Source organism: Pseudomonas sp. BP6, assembly GCF_017875935.1.
In the GTDB taxonomy this organism is placed as follows: domain Bacteria; phylum Pseudomonadota; class Gammaproteobacteria; order Pseudomonadales; family Pseudomonadaceae; genus Aquipseudomonas; species Aquipseudomonas putida_Y.
Genome location: NZ_JAGINI010000001.1, coordinates 3,595,692 through 3,615,449, shown reverse-complemented (window position 1 = coordinate 3,615,449; position 19,758 = coordinate 3,595,692). Strand labels below are relative to the sequence as shown.

Genomic DNA, 19,758 nt, shown 5'->3' with positions numbered 1-19,758 from the left:
TGGCTTGATCAAGGAGTGAACAAGTGACCGACATGCATATTGACCACAAGGTACTCAGTGACCTGCGTGAGGTCATGGAAGATGGCTACCTGCAGTTGGTGCAGACTTTTCTCGATGACTCAGAGCGGCGTCTTGGGCAGTTGCATGCGGCCAAAAGCGCCGAGGAGCTTGGCGCGGCGGCTCACAGTTTCAAGGGCAGCAGCAGCAACATGGGCGCTGTGGCCTTGGCCAGCCTGTGTCAACAGCTCGAAGAGCGCGCGCGGCGGCCCCCGTTGTACGGTATTGAAGACTTGATCAGCCGCATCGACATGGAGTTCGTCGTGGTGCAGCACTTTTACCGTGGTGAGCAGCAGCGTATTTCCGCAGGTTGATACGTGAGTTGGCGCGAGTCTTGCCTGTCTCTGTCTCGACGATTTTTTGTTTCTGGCGCGGAGACCGCTCGATGCCTGTCGCACCTAACCCATTGTTGCAAGCCAATGCCCTCGGCAAAACCACGCGTTCGGCCACCGTGCAGGCGGACAAGCCGCTGCAGGCGCAGGGCGACAAGGGCAATGCCTTTGGCCAGATGATGGCCAGGCAGGGCCGCGACAAGGTTGTAGGGCAGGATGACAAGGTCGCTCCGGCCAAGCCCAAGGACAAGCCTGATGCGGCAACGGGCGGCAAGAAAGACCCGGCTGGCAAGGCTGCAGTTGCCGATGGCGGCAACAAGTTGCCAGAAGGCGATTCGGCCCAGGCCGATGCGGGTGTGCGCGACGCCAGCCTGGTGGCTGGTCAGGTCACCGATGCCCAGCCTGGCGCGCAACTGATCCAGGCGCAGGCCGAGGCGGTGGCGCCAGTGCTTCAGGCGGCCACGGCGCAAAGCCAGGTTGCTGCGGCATTGCCTGAAGAGCCGTCTGCCGAGGAGGCCTTCGACCCGGATGCTGACCCCCTGGCCAACTTGCCGACCCTGCGCTTGGCGCTGGAGCACAGTGCCCAGGCCAAAGGTGGCACCTCGGCACATGCCCTTGATGCTGCCCAGGCTCAGGGCGAGGAAGGGCGGGCAGCCGTCAATACCTTGGCGAATCTGGTCGAGAATGCCGATGGCGAAAGCGCCGAGTCCGGTGACAAGGCCTTTGGCGCCTTGCTTGAAGACGGCCTTAAGGACACCAAGAGTGCCAGCAGCGACACCCGCGTCGATGATTTTGCCAACCGCCTGGCCAACCTGACCCAGGCGGCCACGGCCAAGACCGCCAACGCCGTACCGGCCAATGCGAGCCCGTTGCATCAGCCATTGCCGATGAACCAGAACGCTTGGGCCGAGGGCCTGGTCAACCGGGTCATGTACCTGTCCAGCCAGAACCTCAAGTCAGCTGATATCCAGCTGGAGCCGGCAGAACTCGGTCGCCTCGACATTCGCGTCAATGTTGCGGCGGATCAGGCCACCCAGGTTACCTTCATCAGCGGCCACGCCGGCGTACGTGATGCCCTCGACAGCCAGGTGCACCGCTTGCGCGAACTGTTTGCCCAGCAGGGGTTGGCGCAGCCGGATGTCAACGTCGCTGACCAGTCGCGCGAGCAGCAACAGCAGCAGGGGCAGGCGCAGGGCGGCAACCTGTCCGGGGTGGCGGCGCGCCGGGCCGAGCAGGGTGGGTCCGAGGCGGTCGACAGCGCCCGGCCTTTGGAGCAGCAGGTGGTTATCGGCGACAGTGCGGTCGATTACTACGCCTGATAACTGTTGGCCTGGGCTGGCTTCTTCGCGGGCACGCCCGCTTCCACAGGCATTTCGTTGATTTCGAACCCTGTGCGGTACCTGTGGGAGCGGGCGTGCCCGCGAAGAAGCCAGCACCGCAAACCTGCTGGAATCCATCCACTGCAAAATCTGGCATAACACTTGCTCAAGCCAAGCCATCCTCCCTTGAACCCCCGATGGACGACGGATTATTGGCATGGCGAAGAGCGAAGCAGTCAAAGACCCCGCCACTAAAGGCAAACTCAAGCTGATCCTGTTGGCCGTGGTAGGCCTGTTGCTGGCGATCGGCCTTTCGGTGGGCGCTACCTGGTTCATCATGCACAAGAGCGAGCCGGCTCCGGCCACCGAGGCTGCGGCCAGCAACGTCAAGCCAGCGGCGATCTACGAAGCGCTGACCCCGGCTTTCGTGGTCAACTTCAACCAGAACGGCCGTCAGCGCTACATGCAACTGAGCATCACCCTGCAGGCGCGTAACCAGGCCGACCTGGATGCGCTCAAGGTGCACATGCCGGTTATCCGCAACAACCTGGTGATGATGTTCTCCGGGCAAGGGTTCGACGCCCTGGCCAGCAGCCCGGTAGGGCAGGAGATGTTGCGCCAGAAGGCCACTGCGGTGGTCCAGGAAGTGGCGCAGAAGGAAGTCGGCAAGCCGGTCGTTGACCAGTTGCTGTTCACCAATTTCGTATTGCAGTAGGAGTCCGCAATGGCCGTACAGGACCTGCTGTCCCAGGATGAAATTGATGCCCTGTTGCACGGCGTCGACGACGGTCTGGTGCAGACCGAGAGCGCATCCGAGCCTGGCAGCATCAAAAGCTACGACCTGACCAGCCAGGATCGGATCGTACGGGGTCGCATGCCGACCCTGGAAATGATCAACGAACGCTTCGCCCGCTACACCCGTATCAGCATGTTCAACCTGCTACGCCGCTCCGCAGATGTGGCCGTGGGTGGTGTGCAGGTAATGAAGTTCGGTGAATACGTGCACTCGCTGTACGTACCCACCAGCCTCAACCTGGTCAAGATCAAGCCGCTACGCGGCACCTCGCTGTTCATCCTCGACGCCAAGCTGGTGTTCAAGCTGGTGGACAACTTCTTTGGCGGCGATGGCCGCCACGCCAAGATCGAGGGGCGCGAGTTCACCCCGACCGAACTGCGCGTGGTGCGCATGGTGCTGGACCAGTGTTTCGTCGACCTCAAGGAAGCCTGGCAGGCGATCATGCCGGTCACCTTCGAGTACATGAACTCCGAGGTCAACCCGGCCATGGCCAACATCGTCGGCCCCAGCGAGGCGGTGGTGGTGTCCACCTTCCACATCGAACTGGACGGCGGTGGTGGCGATCTGCATGTGACCATGCCGTACTCGATGATCGAGCCGGTGCGGGAAATGCTCGATGCCGGTTTCCAGTCGGATCTGGACGACCAGGACGAGCGCTGGGTCAAGGCCCTGCGCGAGGACGTGCTGGACGTGGCCGTGCCGATGAGCGCCACGGTCGCCCGGCGCCAACTGAAGTTGCGCGACATCTTGCACATGCAGCCGGGTGACGTGATTCCGGTCGAGCTGCCTGAGCACCTGGTGCTGCGCGCTAACGGGGTGCCCGCGTTCAAGGCGCGGCTGGGCTCGCACAAGGGCAACCTGGCCCTGCAGATCATCGACCCGATCGAACGCCGCTGACGGTGTGCCGGTCGCTTACAACGAATTGAATGCCTGTCGAGGAAATCATGGCTAACGAAAACGAGATCACCTCCCCAGAGGACCAGGCACTGGCCGATGAGTGGGCCGCAGCGTTGGAGGAAACCGGTTCAGCCGGCCAGGCCGACATCGATGCGCTGCTGGGCGGGGATACCGGCAGCAGCAGCGGCCCGGGCCGCCTGCCGATGGAAGAATTCGCCAGCTCGCCGAAGCCGAACGAAAATGTCAGCCTCGAAGGCCCGAATCTGGACGTGATCCTGGACATTCCGGTGAACATTTCCATGGAGGTGGGCAGCACCGAGATCAACATCCGCAACCTGCTGCAGCTCAACCAGGGCTCGGTGATCGAGCTCGACCGCCTGGCCGGCGAGCCGCTGGACGTGCTGGTCAACGGCACGCTGATCGCCCATGGCGAAGTGGTCGTGGTCAACGAAAAGTTCGGCATCCGCCTGACCGACGTGATCAGCCCCAGCGAACGTATCAAGAAGCTGCGCTGAGTGAAGGGCACGATGCGCGCCATCGCCGCAGTCGCGGCGCTGTTCGCCAGCCACGCCTGCCTGGCCGCGGCCACGCCAGCAGCCACCCCGGCGGCTCAACCTGGCAGTCTCGGCGGGCAGCTGGCGCAGATGGTCTTGGGCCTGCTACTGGTGGTGGGCCTGATCTTCTTCCTGGCCTGGCTGCTGCGGCGCCTGCAGAGCACCGCAGTGAAGGGTGGGCAGGTGATCGAGATCGTCGGCAGTCGTGCCATCGGCCCGCGTGACCGCCTGCTGCTGGTGCAGGTAGGCAAGGAGCAGATCCTGATCGGCCATACCCCCGGCAGTATCGAGGCCCTGCACGTACTGGCCGAACCCGTGGAAGTGCCGGCAAGTGTCCGTCAGGCGACGCCGGAGTTTGCCCAGCGGCTGATGGAGCTGATGGGCAAGGACCCTAAGGACAACAAGTGATGAGCGGCGCGCTGCGTACGTTGTTGACTCTGGCGCTGCTGTTGGCTGCGCCGCTGGCTCTGGCCGCCGACCCGCTGTCGATACCGGCCATTACCCTGTCCAACACCCCGGACGGGCAGCAGGAATATTCGGTCAGTCTGCAAATCCTGCTGATCATGACCGCGCTGAGCTTCATTCCGGCGTTCGTCATCCTGATGACCAGCTTTACCCGCATCATCATCGTGTTCTCGATCCTGCGTCAGGCCCTGGGCCTGCAGCAGACACCGTCCAACCAGCTGTTGACCGGCATGGCGCTGTTCCTGACCATGTTCATCATGGCGCCGGTGTTCGATCGGGTGAACCAGGACGCGCTGCAACCGTACCTGAAGGAGCAGATGACTGCCCAGCAGGCGATCGACAAGGCTCAGGGGCCGCTCAAGGACTTCATGCTGGCGCAAACCCGGCAAAGCGACCTTGACCTGTTCATGCGCCTGTCCAAGCGTACCGACATCGCTGGCCCCGACCAGGTGCCGCTGACGATCCTGGTGCCAGCGTTTGTTACTTCCGAGCTGAAGACGGCGTTCCAGATCGGTTTCATGATCTTCATCCCGTTCCTGATCATCGACATGGTCGTGGCCAGTGTGCTGATGGCCATGGGTATGATGATGCTTTCGCCGCTGATCATCTCGCTACCGTTCAAGATCATGCTGTTCGTGCTGGTCGATGGCTGGGCGTTGATCATGGGTACCCTGGCCAGCAGTTTCGGCGGCGTCTGACGCCGTCAAGGAGAGCCGCCGATGACACCTGAAGTCGCTGTCGACCTGTTTCGTGATGCCCTGTGGCTGACCACCCTCATGGTCGCCGTGCTGGTGGTGCCGAGCCTGTTGGTGGGCCTGGTGGTGGCGATGTTCCAGGCTGCCACGCAGATCAACGAACAGACCTTGAGCTTTTTGCCGCGCCTGCTGGTGATGCTGATCACACTGATCGTCGCCGGGCCGTGGCTGGTGCAGAAGTTCATGGAGTACTTCACCACCCTTTACACCAACATCCCGCAGCTCATTGGTTGACGCGGCGATGCTGGAGCTGACCGACACGCAGATTGGCACCTGGGTCGCCACCTTCATCCTGCCGTTGTTCAGGGTGACTGCGGTGCTGATGACCATGCCGATCTTCGGTACCCGCATGTTGCCGGCGCGGATTCGCCTGTACGTCGCGGTGGCGGTGACCGTGGTGATCGTGCCGGCATTGCCGCCACTGCCCGAGTTCGACCCGTTGAGCCTGCGCGGTATGCTGCTGTGTGCCGAGCAGATCATCGTCGGCGTGCTGTTTGGCCTGGCCTTGCAGTTGCTGTTTCAGGCTTTCGTGGTGGCCGGGCAAATCGTCGCGGTACAGATGGGCATGGCGTTCGCCTCGATGGTCGACCCCGCCAATGGTGTCAACGTCACGGTAATCAGCCAGTTCATGACCATGCTGGTGAGTGTGCTGTTCCTGTTGATGAACGGCCACCTGGTGGTGTTCGAGGTGCTGACCGAAAGTTTTACCACCCTGCCGGTGGGGAGTGCGCTGGTGGTCAACCACTTCTGGGAGCTGGCCGGGCGCATGGGCTGGGTGTTCGGTGCCGGCCTGCTGTTGATTCTGCCGGTGATCGCTGCGCTGCTGGTGGTGAACATCGCCTTTGGCGTAATGACCCGCGCTGCGCCGCAGCTGAACATTTTTTCTATCGGCTTCCCGCTGACCTTGGTCATGGGCATGTTCATCTTCTGGGTCGGCCTGGCCGATGTCCTGTCCCACTATCAGGCATTGGCCAGCGAAACGCTGCAATGGCTGCGTGAACTGGCGAGGGCGCGCTGAGCATGGCAGAAAGCGAGAGCGGGCAGGACAAGACAGAAGAACCCACCGAAAAGCGCAAGCGCGACGCCCGCGAGAAGGGCGAGGTCGCCCGCTCCAAGGAGCTGAACACGGTGGCGGTGACCCTGGCGGGCGCCGGTGGCCTGCTGGCGTTCGGTGGCCACGTGGCCGAGACGTTGCTGGCGTTGATGCGCATGAACTTCAGTTTGACCCGCGACATCATCGTCGATGAGCGGGCCATGGGCGCCTTCCTGCTGGCCTCGGGCAAGATGGCCATCTGGGCGGTGCAGCCGGTGCTGATCCTGCTGTTCGTGATTTCCTTCGTGGCGCCCATCGCGCTCAGCGGTTTCCTGTTCTCGGGCAGCTTGCTGCAGCCAAAATTCAGCCGCATGAACCCGCTGTCGGGGATCAAGCGCATGTTCTCGATGAATGCCTTGACTGAACTGCTCAAGGCGCTGGCCAAGTTCTTCGTGATTCTGGTGGTGGCGGTGCTGGTGCTGTCCAGCGACCGCCAGGCCTTGCTGTCGATTGCCAATGAGCCGCTGGAGCAGGCGATCATCCACAGCTTGCAGGTGGTGGGCTGGAGTGCCTTGTGGATGTCAGCCGGGCTGTTGCTGATTGCCGCAGCAGATGTGCCGTTCCAGCTGTACCAGACGCACAAGAAAATGAAGATGACCAAGCAGGAAGTGCGCGACGAGTACAAGGACAGCGAGGGCAAGCCCGAAGTCAAGCAGCGTATTCGCCAGCTGCAGCGCGAGGTGTCGCAGCGGCGCATGATGGCGGCGGTGCCGGATGCCGACGTGATCATCACCAACCCGACGCATTATGCGGTGGCGTTGCAGTACGACCCGGAGAAGGGCGGTGCGGCGCCGTTGCTGCTGGCCAAGGGTAGCGATTTCATGGCGTTGAAAATTCGTGAAATTGGCGTAGAGCACAACATCCAGATCCTCGAATCGCCGGCGCTGGCGCGGGCGATTTATTACTCCACCGAACTCGAGCAGGAAATCCCCGCGGGCTTGTACCTGGCGGTGGCCCAGGTGTTGGCGTATGTGTTCCAGATCCGGCAGTACCGGGCTGGCAAGGGCAAGCGGCCGGAGCCGCTGAAAGACGACCTGCCGATCCCGCCGGATTTGCGGCGTGACAGTTGACCTTGTGTCACGGCTTCAGGCCATTTCGCGGGCGGGCCTGTTCCTACACGGTGGTGGACACATGTCGGTGGTTGGGCACAGGCCGTCGTGTAGGAGCGGGTTTACCCGCGAAAGGGCCGGTCCTGCTGGCCAATTTCCACCCGCCGTTCACCGTTGCTGCCGCTACCGTATTCGCGGGTAAACCCGCTCCTACCACGGTGGTGGGCGCAGGTCGGTGGTTGGGCGCAGGCCGTCGTAGGAGCGGGTTCACCCGCGAAAGGGCCGGTCCTGCTGGCCAATTTCCACCCGCCGTTCACCGTTGCCGCCGCCACCGTATTCGCGGGTAAACCCGCTCCTACCACGGTGGTGGGCGCAGGTCGGTGGTTGGGCATAAGCCGTCGTAGGAGCGGGTTCACCCGCGAAAGGGCCGGTCCTGCTGGTCAATTTCCACCCGCCGTTCACCGTTGCCGCCGCCACCGTATTCGCGGGTAAACCCGCTCCTACCACGGTGGTGGGCGCAGGTCGGTGGTTGGGCACAGGCCGTCGTAGGAGCGGGTTTACCCGCGAAGAGGCCGGCCCTGCTGGCCAATTTCCACCCACCGTTCACCGTCGCCGCCGCTACCGTATTCGCGGGTAAACCCGCTCCTACCACGGTGGTGGACACAGGTCGGTGGTTGGGCACAGGCGTCGTAGGAGCGGGTTCACCCGCGAAAGGGCCGGTCCTGCTTGCCAATTTCCACCCGCCGTTCACCGTTGCCGCCGCCACCGTATTCGCGGGTAAACCCGCTCCTACCACGGTGGTGGGCGCAGGTCGGTGGTTGGGCACAGGCCGTCGTAGGAGCGGGGTTACCCGCGAAAGGGCCGGTACCAGCAACATAAATCCCTCGCCATGCAAAGTTGGAAGGCTTCTTGCAAAGCCACGCCCAGGCGCCCCCTGGGCGTCAAAGTTTTGCATCAAGAGGACTCGCGGTGGATCGCACTCAGTTAATCAGCAACGCCCGTAACAACCTGGCCGGGCTCGGCCGGGGCAACCTGGGTGTGCCGCTGCTGCTGCTGGTGATGTTGGCAATGATGATGTTGCCGATACCGCCGTTCCTGCTCGACGTGTTCTTCACCTTCAACATCGCCCTGTCGATCGTGGTGCTGCTGGTGTGTGTATACGCCCTGCGCCCGCTCGACTTTGCCGCGTTCCCCACCATCCTGCTGGTGGCCACTTTGTTGCGCCTGGCCCTGAACGTGGCGTCCACCCGTGTGGTCATGCTGCATGGCCAGGAGGGCCACGGCGCTGCCGGTAAAGTGATCCAGGCCTTCGGTGAGGTGGTGATCGGCGGTAACTACGTGGTCGGTGCCGTCGTGTTCGCCATCCTCATGATCATCAACTTCGTGGTGGTGACCAAGGGGGCCGGGCGTATCTCGGAAGTGAGTGCGCGTTTCACCCTTGACGCCATGCCCGGCAAGCAGATGGCCATCGACGCCGACCTCAATGCCGGCCTGATCGATCAGGCCCAGGCCAAGCACCGCCGTGCCGAGGTGGCGCAGGAGGCCGAGTTCTACGGTTCGATGGACGGTGCCAGCAAGTTCGTGCGCGGTGATGCCATCGCCGGCTTGCTGATCCTGTTCATCAACCTGATCGGCGGCATATTGATCGGCATGATGCAGCACGGCATGAGTTTCCCGGAGGCCGGCAAGGTGTACGCCTTGCTGACCATCGGTGACGGTTTGGTGGCGCAATTGCCATCACTGCTGCTGTCCACCGCCGCCGCGATCATGGTGACCCGCGCGTCGGGCTCCGAGGACATGGGCAAGCTGATCAATCGGCAGATGTTCGATTCGCCCAAGGCCCTGGCAGTGTCTGGCGGGTTGATGATTGTCATGGGGCTGGTGCCGGGCATGCCGCACGTGGCGTTCCTCAGCCTCGGCCTGCTGGCCGGTGGGGGCGCCTACCTGGTGTGGAAGAAACAGCAGCAGGCCAAGGTCAAAGCCCTGGAAGAGGCGCAGCGCCAGCAGGACCTGCTGCCCTCGCCACAGCGCGCGCTGGAAACCAAGGAGCTGGGTTGGGACGACGTCACCCCCATCGACATGATCGGCCTGGAAGTCGGCTATCGGCTGATCCCGCTGGTCGATCGCAACCAAGGCGGCCAGCTGCTGGCGCGGATCAAGGGCGTGCGCAAGAAGCTGTCGCAGGACCTGGGCTTCCTGATGCCCACCGTGCACATTCGTGACAACCTCGACCTGCAACCCAGCGCCTATCGCCTGACCCTGATGGGGGTGATTCTGGCCGAGGCGGAGGTCTATCCGGACCGCGAACTGGCAATCAACCCGGGGCAGGTGTTCGGCACCCTCAACGGTATTGCCGCGCGCGATCCGGCGTTTGGCCTGGAGGCGGTGTGGATCGACGTTGGCCAGCGCTCGCAGGCGCAGTCGCTGGGCTACACCGTGGTCGATGCAAGCACCGTGGTGGCCACCCACCTCAACCAGATCCTGCAGAAACATTGCCACGAACTGATCGGCCACGAAGAGGTTCAGCAACTGCTGCAAGTACTTGCCAAGGCATCGCCTAAACTTGCAGAAGAGCTGGTGCCGGGTGTCATTTCCTTGTCGGGGCTGCTCAAGGTGCTGCAAGCACTGTTGTCTGAACAGGTGCCAGTGCGCGATATTCGCAGTATTGCCGAGGCCATCGCGAACAATGCCGGCAAGAGTCAAGATACCGCCGCGCTGGTGGCGGCGGTGCGCGTCGGATTGTGTCGCGCCATCGTGCAAAGCATTGTCGGCGTTGAGTCGGAGCTGCCAGTGATTACCCTGGAGCCAAGGTTGGAACAGATTTTGCTGAATAGTCTGCAAAGGGCTGGGCAGGGTCAGGAAGACGGTGTTCTTCTGGAGCCAAGCATGGCCGAGAAACTGCAACGTTCGCTGATCGAGGCGGCCCAGCGCCAGGAAATGCAGGGTCAGCCGGCCATTCTGCTGGTCGCCGGCCCGATCCGCGCCATGTTGTCGCGTTTCGGTCGCCTGGCTGTACCGAATTTGCATGTTCTGGCGTATCAGGAAATACCTGACAACAAGCAAGTCACCATCGTTGCCACCGTGGGCCCTAACGGCTGAGGTAGGGGATAATGCAAGTTAAGCGATTTTTCGCCGCCGATATGCGTCAGGCCATGAAGCTGGTCCGTGACGAGCTGGGCGCCGATGCCGCGATCATTGGCAACCGCCGCATTGCCGGTGGTGTCGAACTGACGGCCGCGCTGGACTACAAGCTGTCCGCCCTGGCCCCGCGTGTGCCCAACGCCGAGCTGGAACAAGAGCTGCGCAAGACCCATACGCGCATTGCCAGTGCCCAGGCCGAGCTGGACCAGCGTCAGGACAGCAGCGACAACAACCGCCAATTGTTCGCCGGGCAATCTTTGACCGCTGCCGAACCGTTGGTCGAGCCGCACGCCGATATCCCTGAGGCAGCCGCCGCACCGGTTGCTGCACCGGTTGATCCGCGCCTGTTCGATGCCATGCGTTCCGAACTGTCGGGCCTGCGCGAGTTGCTGGAAGTGCAACTCGGTTCACTGGCCTGGAATCAGCTGCAGGGCAGCAAGCCGCAGCAGGCCAACCTTTGGCGCCGCCTGCAGCGCATCGGCCTGTCGGGGCCGATTGCCCGCGAGTTGCTGGACCTGACCGCCGAGATCGAAGAGCCGCGCCAGGCCTGGCGCATGCTGCTGGCTCACTTGGCGCGGATGATCGAAATACCTGAAGTCGAGCCGATCGAAGAGGGCGGCGTGATCGCCGTGGTGGGCCCGGCGGGCATGGGCAAGACCACCACCCTGGCCAAGCTGGCCGCGCGCTACGTGCTCAAGTACGGCGCGCAGAACCTGGCGCTGGTGAGCATGGACAGCTTCCGTATCGGCGCCCAGGAGCAGCTCAAGACCCTGGGCCGCATCCTCAACGTGCCGGTGACTTACGTCGACCCGGGCCAGTCGCTGGCAGCAGCGCTGGAGCCGCTGCTGCGCAAGCGCGTGGTGCTGATCGATACTGCCGGCCTGCAGGCCAGCGACCCTGCGCTGCGCATGCAACTGGAAACCCTGGCCGGGCGTGGCATTGCCGCGAAGAACTACCTGGTGCTGGCCACCACCAGCCAGAAGCAGGTGCTGACCGCCGCCTACCACAGCTACAAGCGCTGTGGCCTGGCCGGTTGCATCCTGACCAAGCTCGATGAAACGGCAAGCCTTGGCGATGTGTTGAGCCTTGCCATCAGTCATGAACTGCCAGTGGCCTATCTTACCGATGGCCCACGCATTCCTGACGACCTGCACCTGCCGCGGGGCCACCAGTTGGTCACGCGGGCCGTGAATGTGCAGCAGCAGGACGAGCCCAGCGAAGAGGCCATGGCCGACATGTTCGCTGATCTCTATCACAACCCACGGCGAGCGGGTTGACCATGAAGCGTGTGCAAAGTCGCTATGCCAAGGGGCACGCAGAATTGCCCTACGTGTGGCCTGAGTCCCAGCGAGACAAGGTAAAGAACAGACATGGGTAGCATGCATCCCGTACAGGTGATCGCCGTGACCGGTGGCAAAGGTGGCGTCGGCAAGACTAACGTTTCAGTGAACTTGTCCCTGGCGCTGGCCGAGCTTGGCCGCAGGGTCATGTTACTGGACGCCGACCTGGGCCTGGCCAATGTCGACGTGTTGCTGGGCCTTGCCCCCAAACGTACCCTCGCCGATGTCATCGAAGGGCGTTGCGAGCTGCGTGACGTGATGCTGCAGGGCCCTGGTGGTGTGCGCATCGTGCCGGCAGCCTCGGGCACCCAGAGCATGGTGCACCTGGCCCCGGCCCAGCACGCCGGGCTGATCCAGGCGTTCAGCGAAATCGGTGACAACCTCGATGTGTTGGTGATCGATACTGCTGCGGGTATTGGTGACTCGGTGGTCAGCTTCGTTCGTGCCGCCCAGGAAGTGCTGTTGGTGGTGTGTGATGAACCCACCTCGATTACCGATGCCTACGCGTTGATCAAGCTGCTCAACCGCGACTACGGCATGAACCGTTTCCGTGTCTTGGCCAACATGGCGCAGAGCCCGCAGGAAGGGCGTAACCTGTTTGCCAAGCTGACCAAGGTCACCGATCGCTTCCTTGACGTTGCCCTGCAGTACGTGGGTGCCGTGCCTTACGACGAATGCGTGCGCAAGGCGGTGCAGAAGCAGCGTGCCGTCTACGAAGCCTTCCCCCGCTCCAAGTGTGCACTGGCCTTCAAGGCGATTGCGCAGAAGGTCGACAGCTGGCCGCTGCCGGCCAACCCGCGCGGTCATCTGGAGTTCTTTGTCGAGCGCTTGGTGCAACCCACCAGCGCGGGACCCGTACTATGAACGCCAGCGGTTTCAAGATGTACAGCCGGGCGGCGAAGGATGCCCAGTACGAGCTGATCGAACGCTACGCCCCGCTGGTCAAGCGCATCGCCTACCACCTGTTGGCCCGCTTGCCGGCCAACGTACAGGTCGAGGACCTGATCCAGGCCGGCATGATCGGCCTGCTGGAAGTGGCCAACAAATACGACGCCAGCAAGGGCGCCAGCTTTGAGACTTACGCGGGTATCCGCATCCGCGGCGCCATGCTGGACGAAGTGCGCAAAGGTGACTGGGCACCGCGTTCGGTGCACCGCAACACTCGTATGGTCAGTGATGCCATGCGTGCAGTTGAAGCCAGAACAGGCCGTGACGCTAAAGATCATGAAGTTGCTGCCGAACTCCAATTGAGTCTCGATGATTACTACGGGATCTTGAACGATACCCTGGGCAGCCGCCTGTTCAGCTTCGACGACCTGTTGCAGGATGGCGAGCACGAAGGGCTGCATGAGGATGGCGCCAGTGGCCAGGTCGAACCTGCGCGCGGGCTGGAGGAGGAGCGCTTCCAGGCTGCCCTGACCGAGGCTATCGCCAACCTGCCGGAGCGTGAGCGTCTGGTGCTGGCGCTGTACTACGACGAAGAGCTGAACCTCAAGGAGATCGGTGAGGTGCTGGGGGTCAGCGAGTCGCGGGTCAGCCAGTTGCACAGTCAGTGTGCCGCGCGCCTGCGCAGCCGCCTGGGGGAATGGCGGGCGCGTTGAGCCCGCTGTCGTTGCAGTCGTTTTCCACGTTGTACCGAATTGAATGAGTGCGTGCTCGGTAGGCCGAGCGCGTTTGAGACTGCTTGGAGGTCTAATTGGACAAGAACATGAAAATCCTCATCGTTGACGACTTTTCGACGATGCGGCGGATCATCAAGAACCTGTTGCGTGACCTGGGTTTCACCAACACCGATGAAGCCGATGACGGCACCACGGCGTTGCCAATGCTGGAAAACGGTCACTACGACTTCCTGGTGACCGACTGGAACATGCCGGGCATGTCCGGCATCGACCTGCTGCGTAAAGTGCGTGCCAGCGACAAGCTGAAAAGCATGCCGGTGTTGATGGTGACCGCTGAAGCCAAGCGCGACCAGATCATTGAAGCGGCCCAAGCCGGCGTCAATGGTTATGTGGTCAAGCCGTTCACCGCTCAGGTGCTCAAAGAGAAGATCGAGAAGATCTTCGAACGCGTCAACGGCTGAGTCACGTTACGGGGGGCGCGTCATGGATTCATCACAAACGTCTTTGGGCGAGTTCGAATCGACCCTGAAGAAGCATGCCCAGGAGTTGGTCGAAAGCCTGGAGCGGGGCCGTTTCGGCGAGGCGGTGCAACTGATTCACGAGTTGAACCAGACCCGCGACCGCGGCCTGTATCAGGAAGTCGGCAAGCTGACTCGCGAGTTGCACAGCGCCATCGTCAGTTTCCAGATCGACCCCACCATGCCGCAGGCAGAAGAGGTGTCGCAGATCACCGACGCCACCGAGCGCCTGTCTTACGTGGTCAAGCTCACCGAAGGCGCGGCCAACCGCACCATGGACCTGGTCGAGGAAAGCACACCAGTGCTCAATGAGCTGGCCAGCGAGGCCAAGGCCCTGAGCACCGACTGGCAGCGCTTCATGCGCCGCGAAGTGGCTGCGCCGGAATTTCGTGATCTGGTCAAGCGAGTCGACAGTTTCCTGACGCATAGCGCTGAGGGTAACCGCAAGGTTTCCGGGCACCTCAATGACATTTTGCTGGCCCAGGACTATCAGGACCTGACCGGCCAGGTGATCAAGCGCGTCACCACACTGGTGACCGAGGTGGAAAGCAACCTGCTCAAGCTGGTGCTGATGGCCAGCCAGGTCGACCGCTTTGCCGGTATAAACCATGATCACGATCAATTGCGTGCAGAAAAAGATCGAGAAAAACATCCGACTCGGGGTGAAGGTCCGCAGATTCATGCCGATAAGCGTGAAGACGTCGTGTCCGGTCAGGACGATGTCGATGATCTGCTGTCCAGCCTTGGTTTTTAAGGAGCACGTTTGATGAGCTTCGGCGCCGATGAAGAAATCCTCCAGGATTTCCTGGTAGAAGCCGGCGAAATTCTTGAGCAATTGTCCGAGCAACTGGTCGAGCTGGAAAGCCGGCCTGACGATGCCGACCTGCTCAATGCGATCTTTCGCGGTTTCCACACTGTAAAAGGGGGCGCCGGCTTCCTTCAGCTGAACGAGCTGGTGGAGTGCTGCCATATCGCCGAGAACGTGTTCGACGTCCTGCGCAAAGGTGAGCGCCGGGTCGATGCGGAACTGATGGATGTGGTGCTCGAGGCACTGGATACGGTCAACAGCATGTTTGGCCAGGTGCGCGAGCGTGCTGAAGTGACGCCGGCCACCCCCGAGCTGCTGGCAGCGTTGGCGCGCCTGGCCGAGCCTGGCGCAGCCGAAGCTGTTGCAGCGCCGCCGGCCCCGGTTGCCGACGTGGCGGTTGCGGCTCCGGCCGAGGCCGAAGAGCAGCACCAGGACATCACTGACAGCGAGTTCGAGCAGTTGCTCGATTCGCTCGATGCGGTCAAGGCGCAAGCAGCGGCCGACGAGCAGATGCAGGGCGAGACTGTCAGTGGCGCTGGTGATGAAATCACCGACGCCGAGTTCGAGTCGCTGCTGGACCAGTTGCACGGCAAGGGCCAGTTCAGTGTCGAGGTTGCGGCGCCGCCGGTTGCCGTCAGCAGCGAAGCGACCAGTGATGAGATCACCGACGCCGAATTCGAATCGCTGCTCGACCAACTGCATGGCAAGGGCACCTTCCAGGTCGATGCCTTGCCAGCCGCCCAGGCACCAGCGCCTGCCGTGCCAGACAGCAGCGCAGCCAGCGATGAAATCAGCGAGCACGAATTCGAAGCCCTGCTGGACCAGTTGCACGGCAAGGGCAAGTTCGGTGGCGATGTTGACGCTGTAGAAGCCCCGGCTGCTGCCCAGGCGCAAGCGCCGGCTGCCGCCAAGGCCGAAAGCCAGCCGGTGGCCAAGCCAGCCGCCGCGCCAGCGCCTTCGCCGGCCAGCAAACCTGCCGCGGCGCCTCGCGCGCCAGCCCCGGCCGCCGAAAAGCATGCCGCCAGTGAAGTAGAAACCACGGTGCGCGTCGATACCGCGCGCCTGGACGAGATCATGAACATGGTCGGCGAGCTGGTGCTGGTGCGTAACCGCCTGGTGCGCCTGGGCCTGAACAGCGGCGACGAGGCCATGTCCAAGGCCGTGTCCAACCTCGACGTGGTCACCGCCGACCTGCAGACTGCGGTGATGAAAACCCGCATGCAGCCGATCAAGAAAGTCTTCGGCCGCTTCCCGCGCCTGGTGCGCGACCTGGCGCGCCAGCTGAAGAAAGAGATCAACCTGGAGCTGGTCGGCGAAGAGACCGACCTTGACAAGAACCTCGTAGAAGCCTTGGCCGACCCGCTGGTGCACTTGGTGCGCAATGCTGTCGACCACGGTATCGAGATGCCCGCCGAGCGTGAAGCTTCTGGCAAGGCGCGTACCGGCCGCGTAGTGCTATCGGCCGAACAGGAAGGTGACCACATCCTGCTGTCGATCTCGGACGACGGCAAGGGCATGGACCCGAACATCCTGCGTGCCAAGGCCGTGGAAAAGGGCCTGATGGACAAGGACGCCGCGGAGCGCCTGAGCGAGTCGGACTGCTACAACCTGATCTTCGCCCCGGGCTTCTCGACCAAGACCGAGATTTCCGATGTGTCCGGGCGTGGCGTGGGCATGGACGTGGTGAAAACCAAGATCTCCCAGCTCAACGGCTCGATCAACATTTTCTCGGCCAAGGGCCAGGGCTCCAAGATCGTCATCAAGGTGCCGCTGACCTTGGCGATCATGCCCACCCTGATGGTGATGCTGGGCAACCAGGCGTTTGCCTTCCCGCTGGTCAACGTCAACGAGATCTTCCACCTCGACCTGTCGCGCACCAACGTGGTCGACGGCCAGGAAGTGGTGATCGTGCGCGACAAGGCGCTGCCGCTGTTCTACCTCAAGCGCTGGCTGGTCCAGGGCCAGGTGCACGAAGAACAGCACGAGGGCCACGTGGTGATTCTGTCGGTCGGCACCCAGCGCATCGGCTTTGTCGTCGACCAACTGGTTGGCCAGGAAGAAGTGGTCATCAAGCCACTGGGCAAGATGCTGCAGGGCACCCCGGGCATGTCCGGGGCCACCATTACCGGCGACGGTCGCATCGCGTTGATTCTCGACGTTCCGAGCATGCTCAAGCGTTACGCCGCGCGGCGTATTTGATTTCGGTGGCGCGCCCTGCGGGTTGCGCCGCCTAATGGAGTGTTTATGGCAGTCAAGGTCCTGGTGGTGGATGATTCTGGTTTCTTCCGCCGCCGTGTCTCGGAAATCCTCTCGGCGGATCCAACGATCCAGGTAGTGGGAACCGCGACCAACGGCAAGGAAGCAATCGACCAGGCGCTGGCGCTCAAGCCCGATGTCATCACCATGGACTACGAAATGCCCATGATGGATGGCATTACCGCAGTGCGGCACATCATGCAGCGCTGCCCGACGCCCGTGTTGATGTTCTCGTCGCTGACCCACGAAGGCGCCCGGGTCACCCTCGACGCGCTGGATGCCGGCGCAGTGGACTACCTGCCGAAAAATTTCGAGGACATCTCGCGCAACCCTGACAAGGTCAAGCAACTGCTGTGCGAGAAGGTGCACACCATTTCGCGCAGCAACCGCCGGATCGGCAGCTATGCGCGAACGGCGCCGGTCGCCGCGCCAGCGCCGGCCAGCACCTTCACCAGCCAGGCGCAGGCGCGCCCGGCTGCGCCTGCCCGTGCAGCGGCCCCGACACCGGCGGCCTCGCAGTCGCCGGCACCCAAGCGCAAGCCCTATAAACTGGTGGCCATCGGTACCTCCACGGGGGGGCCAGTGGCGTTGCAGCGGGTACTGACCCAATTGCCAGCCAATTTCCCGGCGCCGATCGTGCTGATCCAGCACATGCCGGCGGCCTTCACCAAAGCGTTTGCCGAACGCCTGGACAAGCTGTGCCGCATCAGCGTCAAGGAAGCCGAAGACGGCGACATGCTGCGCCCGGGCCTGGCCCTGCTGGCCCCCGGTGGCAAGCAGATGATGATCGATGGCCGTGGTACGGTGAAGATCCTGCCCGGCGACGAGCGTCTGAACTACAAACCCTGCGTGGACATCACCTTCGGTTCGGCGGCCAAGTCGTATGGTGACAAGGTGTTGTCGGTAGTGCTCACCGGCATGGGCGCCGATGGCCGCGAAGGCGCGCGCCTGCTCAAGCAGGGGGGCAGCACAGTGTGGGCCCAGGATGAAGCCAGCTGCGTGATTTATGGCATGCCCATGGCCATCGTCAAGGCCAATTTGGCTGATGCCGTGTACAGCCTGGACGAAATCGGCAAGCACCTGGTGGAGGCGTGCGTCTGATGGACGTCCTCAGCCTGATCGGTTTGATCCTGGCTTTCGTTGCCATCGTCGGTGGCAACTTCCTTGAAGGTGGTCATGTCGGTGCTCTGGTCAATGGCCCGGCGGCTCTGATCGTACTGGGTGGCACTCTGGCGGCGGCGCTGTTGCAGTCGCCGCTGTCGTCGTTCAAGCGTGCCTTGCAGATTTTGCGTTGGATCCTGTTTCCTCCACGGGTCGACCTAGCGGGCGGCATCGACCGCGTGGTGAACTGGAGCCTGACCGCTCGCAAAGAAGGCCTGCTGGGCCTGGAAGGGGTAGCGGACAGCGAACCCGACCCGTATGCGCGCAAGGGCCTGCAACTGCTGGTGGACGGCGCCGAGCCGGAAGCCATCCGCAGCATCCTCGAGGTCGACTTCCTTACCCAGGAAGGCCGTGACATCCAGGCAGCCAAGGTATTCGAAAGCATGGGCGGCTATGCGCCGACCATCGGCATCATCGGTGCGGTCATGGGCCTTATCCACGTGATGGGCAATCTGGCCGACCCGTCGCAACTGGGCAATGGCATTGCCGTGGCCTTTGTCGCCACCATTTACGGTGTGGCCAGTGCCAACCTTGTGCTATTGCCGGTTGCCAGCAAGCTCAAGGCCATCGTCATGCGCCAGTCGCGCTACCGCGAAATGCTGCTCGAAGGCCTGCTGTCGATTGCCGAAGGTGAAAACCCGCGCTCGATCGAGCTGAAGCTGCAAGGCTTCATGGAGTAACCCATGCGTCGCCGTCGTCATACCGAGGAACACGAAAACCACGAGCGCTGGCTGGTGTCGTACGCCGACTTCATCACGTTGCTGTTCGCCTTCTTCGTGGTGATGTATTCGATTTCCTCGATCAACGAGGGTAAGTACAAGGTTATTTCTCAGGCCTTGCTCGGGGTCTTCAACGACCCCGAGCGCAGTATGAAACCGATCCCGATTGGCGATGAGCAGCCGCTGAGCGTGCGTCCGGCCGAACCGCTGGTCAAAGACAGCGAGCAGACCGAAGCGGGCCTGGCGGCGACCAATGCCGACCCGTTGAAAACCATCAGCAATGACGTGCGCGATGCCTTTGGCGACCTGATCAAAAGCGACCAGATGACTGTGCGCGGCAACGAACTGTGGGTCGAGATCGAGCTCAATTCGTCGCTGCTGTTTGGCAGTGGTGATGCGATGCCCAGTGACAAGGCGTTTGCGATCATCGAGAAGGTGGCCAACATCCTCAAGCCGTTCGCCAACCCGGTGCACGTCGAAGGCTTCACCGACAACCTGCCGATCCGCACCGCGCAGTACCCCACCAACTGGGAGTTGTCCTCGGCGCGCGCGGCCAGCATCGTGCGGCTGCTGGCCATGGAGGGCGTCAACCCGGCGCGCATGGCTTCGGTGGGCTACGGCGAGTACCAGCCGGTGGCCAGCAACGATACCGCCGAAGGGCGCGCACGCAATCGTCGGGTGGTGCTGGTGATTTCCCGTAACCTGGAAGTGCGCCGCAGCCTGACAGGCTCGGGCAGCGCCAATGCCACACCGGATGCCGCATTGCGCCGGGCTGGCACACAAAGTGCACCAGCAACGCCAGCAACAGTGGCGGGGCAGTGATTCGTCAATTCCCCGTCGCTGATACGAACACGATTTTGAATGTGCCGCCGTCCC

The 19,758-nt window shown here is 62.6% G+C and carries 20 protein-coding genes; all 20 read left to right on the top strand.

The window, feature by feature from the left end; translation table 11 throughout:
• Positions 1 to 23: 23 nt before the first annotated feature.
• Entirely contained in the window at positions 24 to 371 is a 348-nt protein-coding gene (locus J3A98_RS16385) for an Hpt domain-containing protein (RefSeq protein ID WP_004577674.1), read from the top strand.
• Between the two features lie 71 nt (positions 372 to 442).
• Complete coding sequence (locus tag J3A98_RS16380) at positions 443 to 1,708, top strand: flagellar hook-length control protein FliK (RefSeq protein ID WP_209967366.1); 1,266 nt, start codon at positions 443 to 445, stop codon at positions 1,706 to 1,708.
• 217 nt (positions 1,709 to 1,925) lie between these two features.
• Entirely contained in the window at positions 1,926 to 2,423 is a 498-nt protein-coding gene (gene fliL, locus J3A98_RS16375; RefSeq protein ID WP_176685407.1) for a flagellar basal body-associated protein FliL, read from the top strand.
• A gap of 9 nt (positions 2,424 to 2,432) precedes the next feature.
• On the top strand, positions 2,433 to 3,401 hold the full coding sequence (gene fliM / locus J3A98_RS16370; RefSeq protein ID WP_021785186.1) for a flagellar motor switch protein FliM: 969 nt from the start codon (positions 2,433 to 2,435) through the stop codon (positions 3,399 to 3,401).
• A 47-nt stretch (positions 3,402 to 3,448) separates the two neighbouring features.
• Entirely contained in the window at positions 3,449 to 3,916 is a 468-nt protein-coding gene (gene fliN, locus J3A98_RS16365; RefSeq protein ID WP_029615633.1) for a flagellar motor switch protein FliN, read from the top strand.
• A gap of 12 nt (positions 3,917 to 3,928) precedes the next feature.
• On the top strand, positions 3,929 to 4,363 hold the full coding sequence (gene fliO, locus J3A98_RS16360; RefSeq protein WP_176685430.1) for a flagellar biosynthetic protein FliO: 435 nt from the start codon (positions 3,929 to 3,931) through the stop codon (positions 4,361 to 4,363).
• Positions 4,363 to 5,118 (top strand): flagellar type III secretion system pore protein FliP, encoded by a 756-nt coding sequence (gene fliP / locus J3A98_RS16355; RefSeq protein WP_003254415.1) that lies wholly within the window; start codon positions 4,363 to 4,365, stop codon positions 5,116 to 5,118. The genes fliO and fliP overlap by 1 nt, the downstream gene beginning before the upstream one ends.
• Positions 5,119 to 5,139: 21 nt before the next feature.
• Entirely contained in the window at positions 5,140 to 5,409 is a 270-nt protein-coding gene (gene fliQ / locus J3A98_RS16350) for a flagellar biosynthesis protein FliQ (protein WP_103462211.1), read from the top strand.
• Between the two features lie 7 nt (positions 5,410 to 5,416).
• Positions 5,417 to 6,193, top strand: a complete 777-nt coding sequence (fliR, locus tag J3A98_RS16345; RefSeq protein ID WP_209967365.1) for a flagellar biosynthetic protein FliR — start codon at positions 5,417 to 5,419, stop codon at positions 6,191 to 6,193.
• 2 nt (positions 6,194 to 6,195) lie between these two features.
• A complete protein-coding gene (gene flhB, locus J3A98_RS16340; protein WP_209967362.1) occupies positions 6,196 to 7,338 on the top strand; it encodes a flagellar biosynthesis protein FlhB in 1,143 nt (380 codons plus the stop codon).
• Positions 7,339 to 8,286: 948 nt separating this feature from the next.
• The gene (flhA, locus tag J3A98_RS16335; protein ID WP_209967361.1) at positions 8,287 to 10,416 is read left to right on the top strand and encodes a flagellar biosynthesis protein FlhA; all 2,130 of its coding nucleotides are present in this window, start codon (positions 8,287 to 8,289) and stop codon (positions 10,414 to 10,416) included.
• Between the two features lie 11 nt (positions 10,417 to 10,427).
• The gene (flhF, locus tag J3A98_RS16330) at positions 10,428 to 11,735 is read left to right on the top strand and encodes a flagellar biosynthesis protein FlhF (RefSeq protein WP_176685413.1); all 1,308 of its coding nucleotides are present in this window, start codon (positions 10,428 to 10,430) and stop codon (positions 11,733 to 11,735) included.
• Positions 11,736 to 11,828: 93 nt separating this feature from the next.
• Positions 11,829 to 12,662, top strand: a complete 834-nt coding sequence (gene fleN, locus J3A98_RS16325) for a flagellar synthesis regulator FleN (protein ID WP_021785193.1) — start codon at positions 11,829 to 11,831, stop codon at positions 12,660 to 12,662.
• Positions 12,659 to 13,399 carry an RNA polymerase sigma factor FliA gene (gene fliA, locus J3A98_RS16320; protein ID WP_003254406.1) on the top strand — a complete coding sequence of 247 codons (741 nt, stop codon included), beginning with the start codon at positions 12,659 to 12,661 and terminating at the stop codon, positions 13,397 to 13,399. The genes fleN and fliA overlap by 4 nt, the downstream gene beginning before the upstream one ends.
• Positions 13,400 to 13,506: 107 nt before the next feature.
• Entirely contained in the window at positions 13,507 to 13,881 is a 375-nt protein-coding gene (locus J3A98_RS16315; RefSeq protein ID WP_010955070.1) for a chemotaxis response regulator CheY, read from the top strand.
• Positions 13,882 to 13,903: 22 nt separating this feature from the next.
• Positions 13,904 to 14,692 carry a protein phosphatase CheZ gene (locus J3A98_RS16310; RefSeq protein WP_176685414.1) on the top strand — a complete coding sequence of 263 codons (789 nt, stop codon included), beginning with the start codon at positions 13,904 to 13,906 and terminating at the stop codon, positions 14,690 to 14,692.
• Positions 14,693 to 14,704: 12 nt separating this feature from the next.
• On the top strand, positions 14,705 to 16,945 hold the full coding sequence (locus J3A98_RS16305; protein ID WP_209967359.1) for a chemotaxis protein CheA: 2,241 nt from the start codon (positions 14,705 to 14,707) through the stop codon (positions 16,943 to 16,945).
• A 45-nt stretch (positions 16,946 to 16,990) separates the two neighbouring features.
• A complete protein-coding gene (locus tag J3A98_RS16300) occupies positions 16,991 to 18,103 on the top strand; it encodes a chemotaxis response regulator protein-glutamate methylesterase (RefSeq protein ID WP_209967357.1) in 1,113 nt (370 codons plus the stop codon).
• Complete coding sequence (locus tag J3A98_RS16295; protein ID WP_003254399.1) at positions 18,103 to 18,843, top strand: flagellar motor protein; 741 nt, start codon at positions 18,103 to 18,105, stop codon at positions 18,841 to 18,843. Before J3A98_RS16300 ends, J3A98_RS16295 begins: the two co-directional genes overlap by 1 nt.
• A gap of 3 nt (positions 18,844 to 18,846) precedes the next feature.
• Positions 18,847 to 19,704, top strand: a complete 858-nt coding sequence (gene motD / locus J3A98_RS16290; RefSeq protein ID WP_209967355.1) for a flagellar motor protein MotD — start codon at positions 18,847 to 18,849, stop codon at positions 19,702 to 19,704.
• Positions 19,705 to 19,758 lie beyond the last annotated feature (54 nt).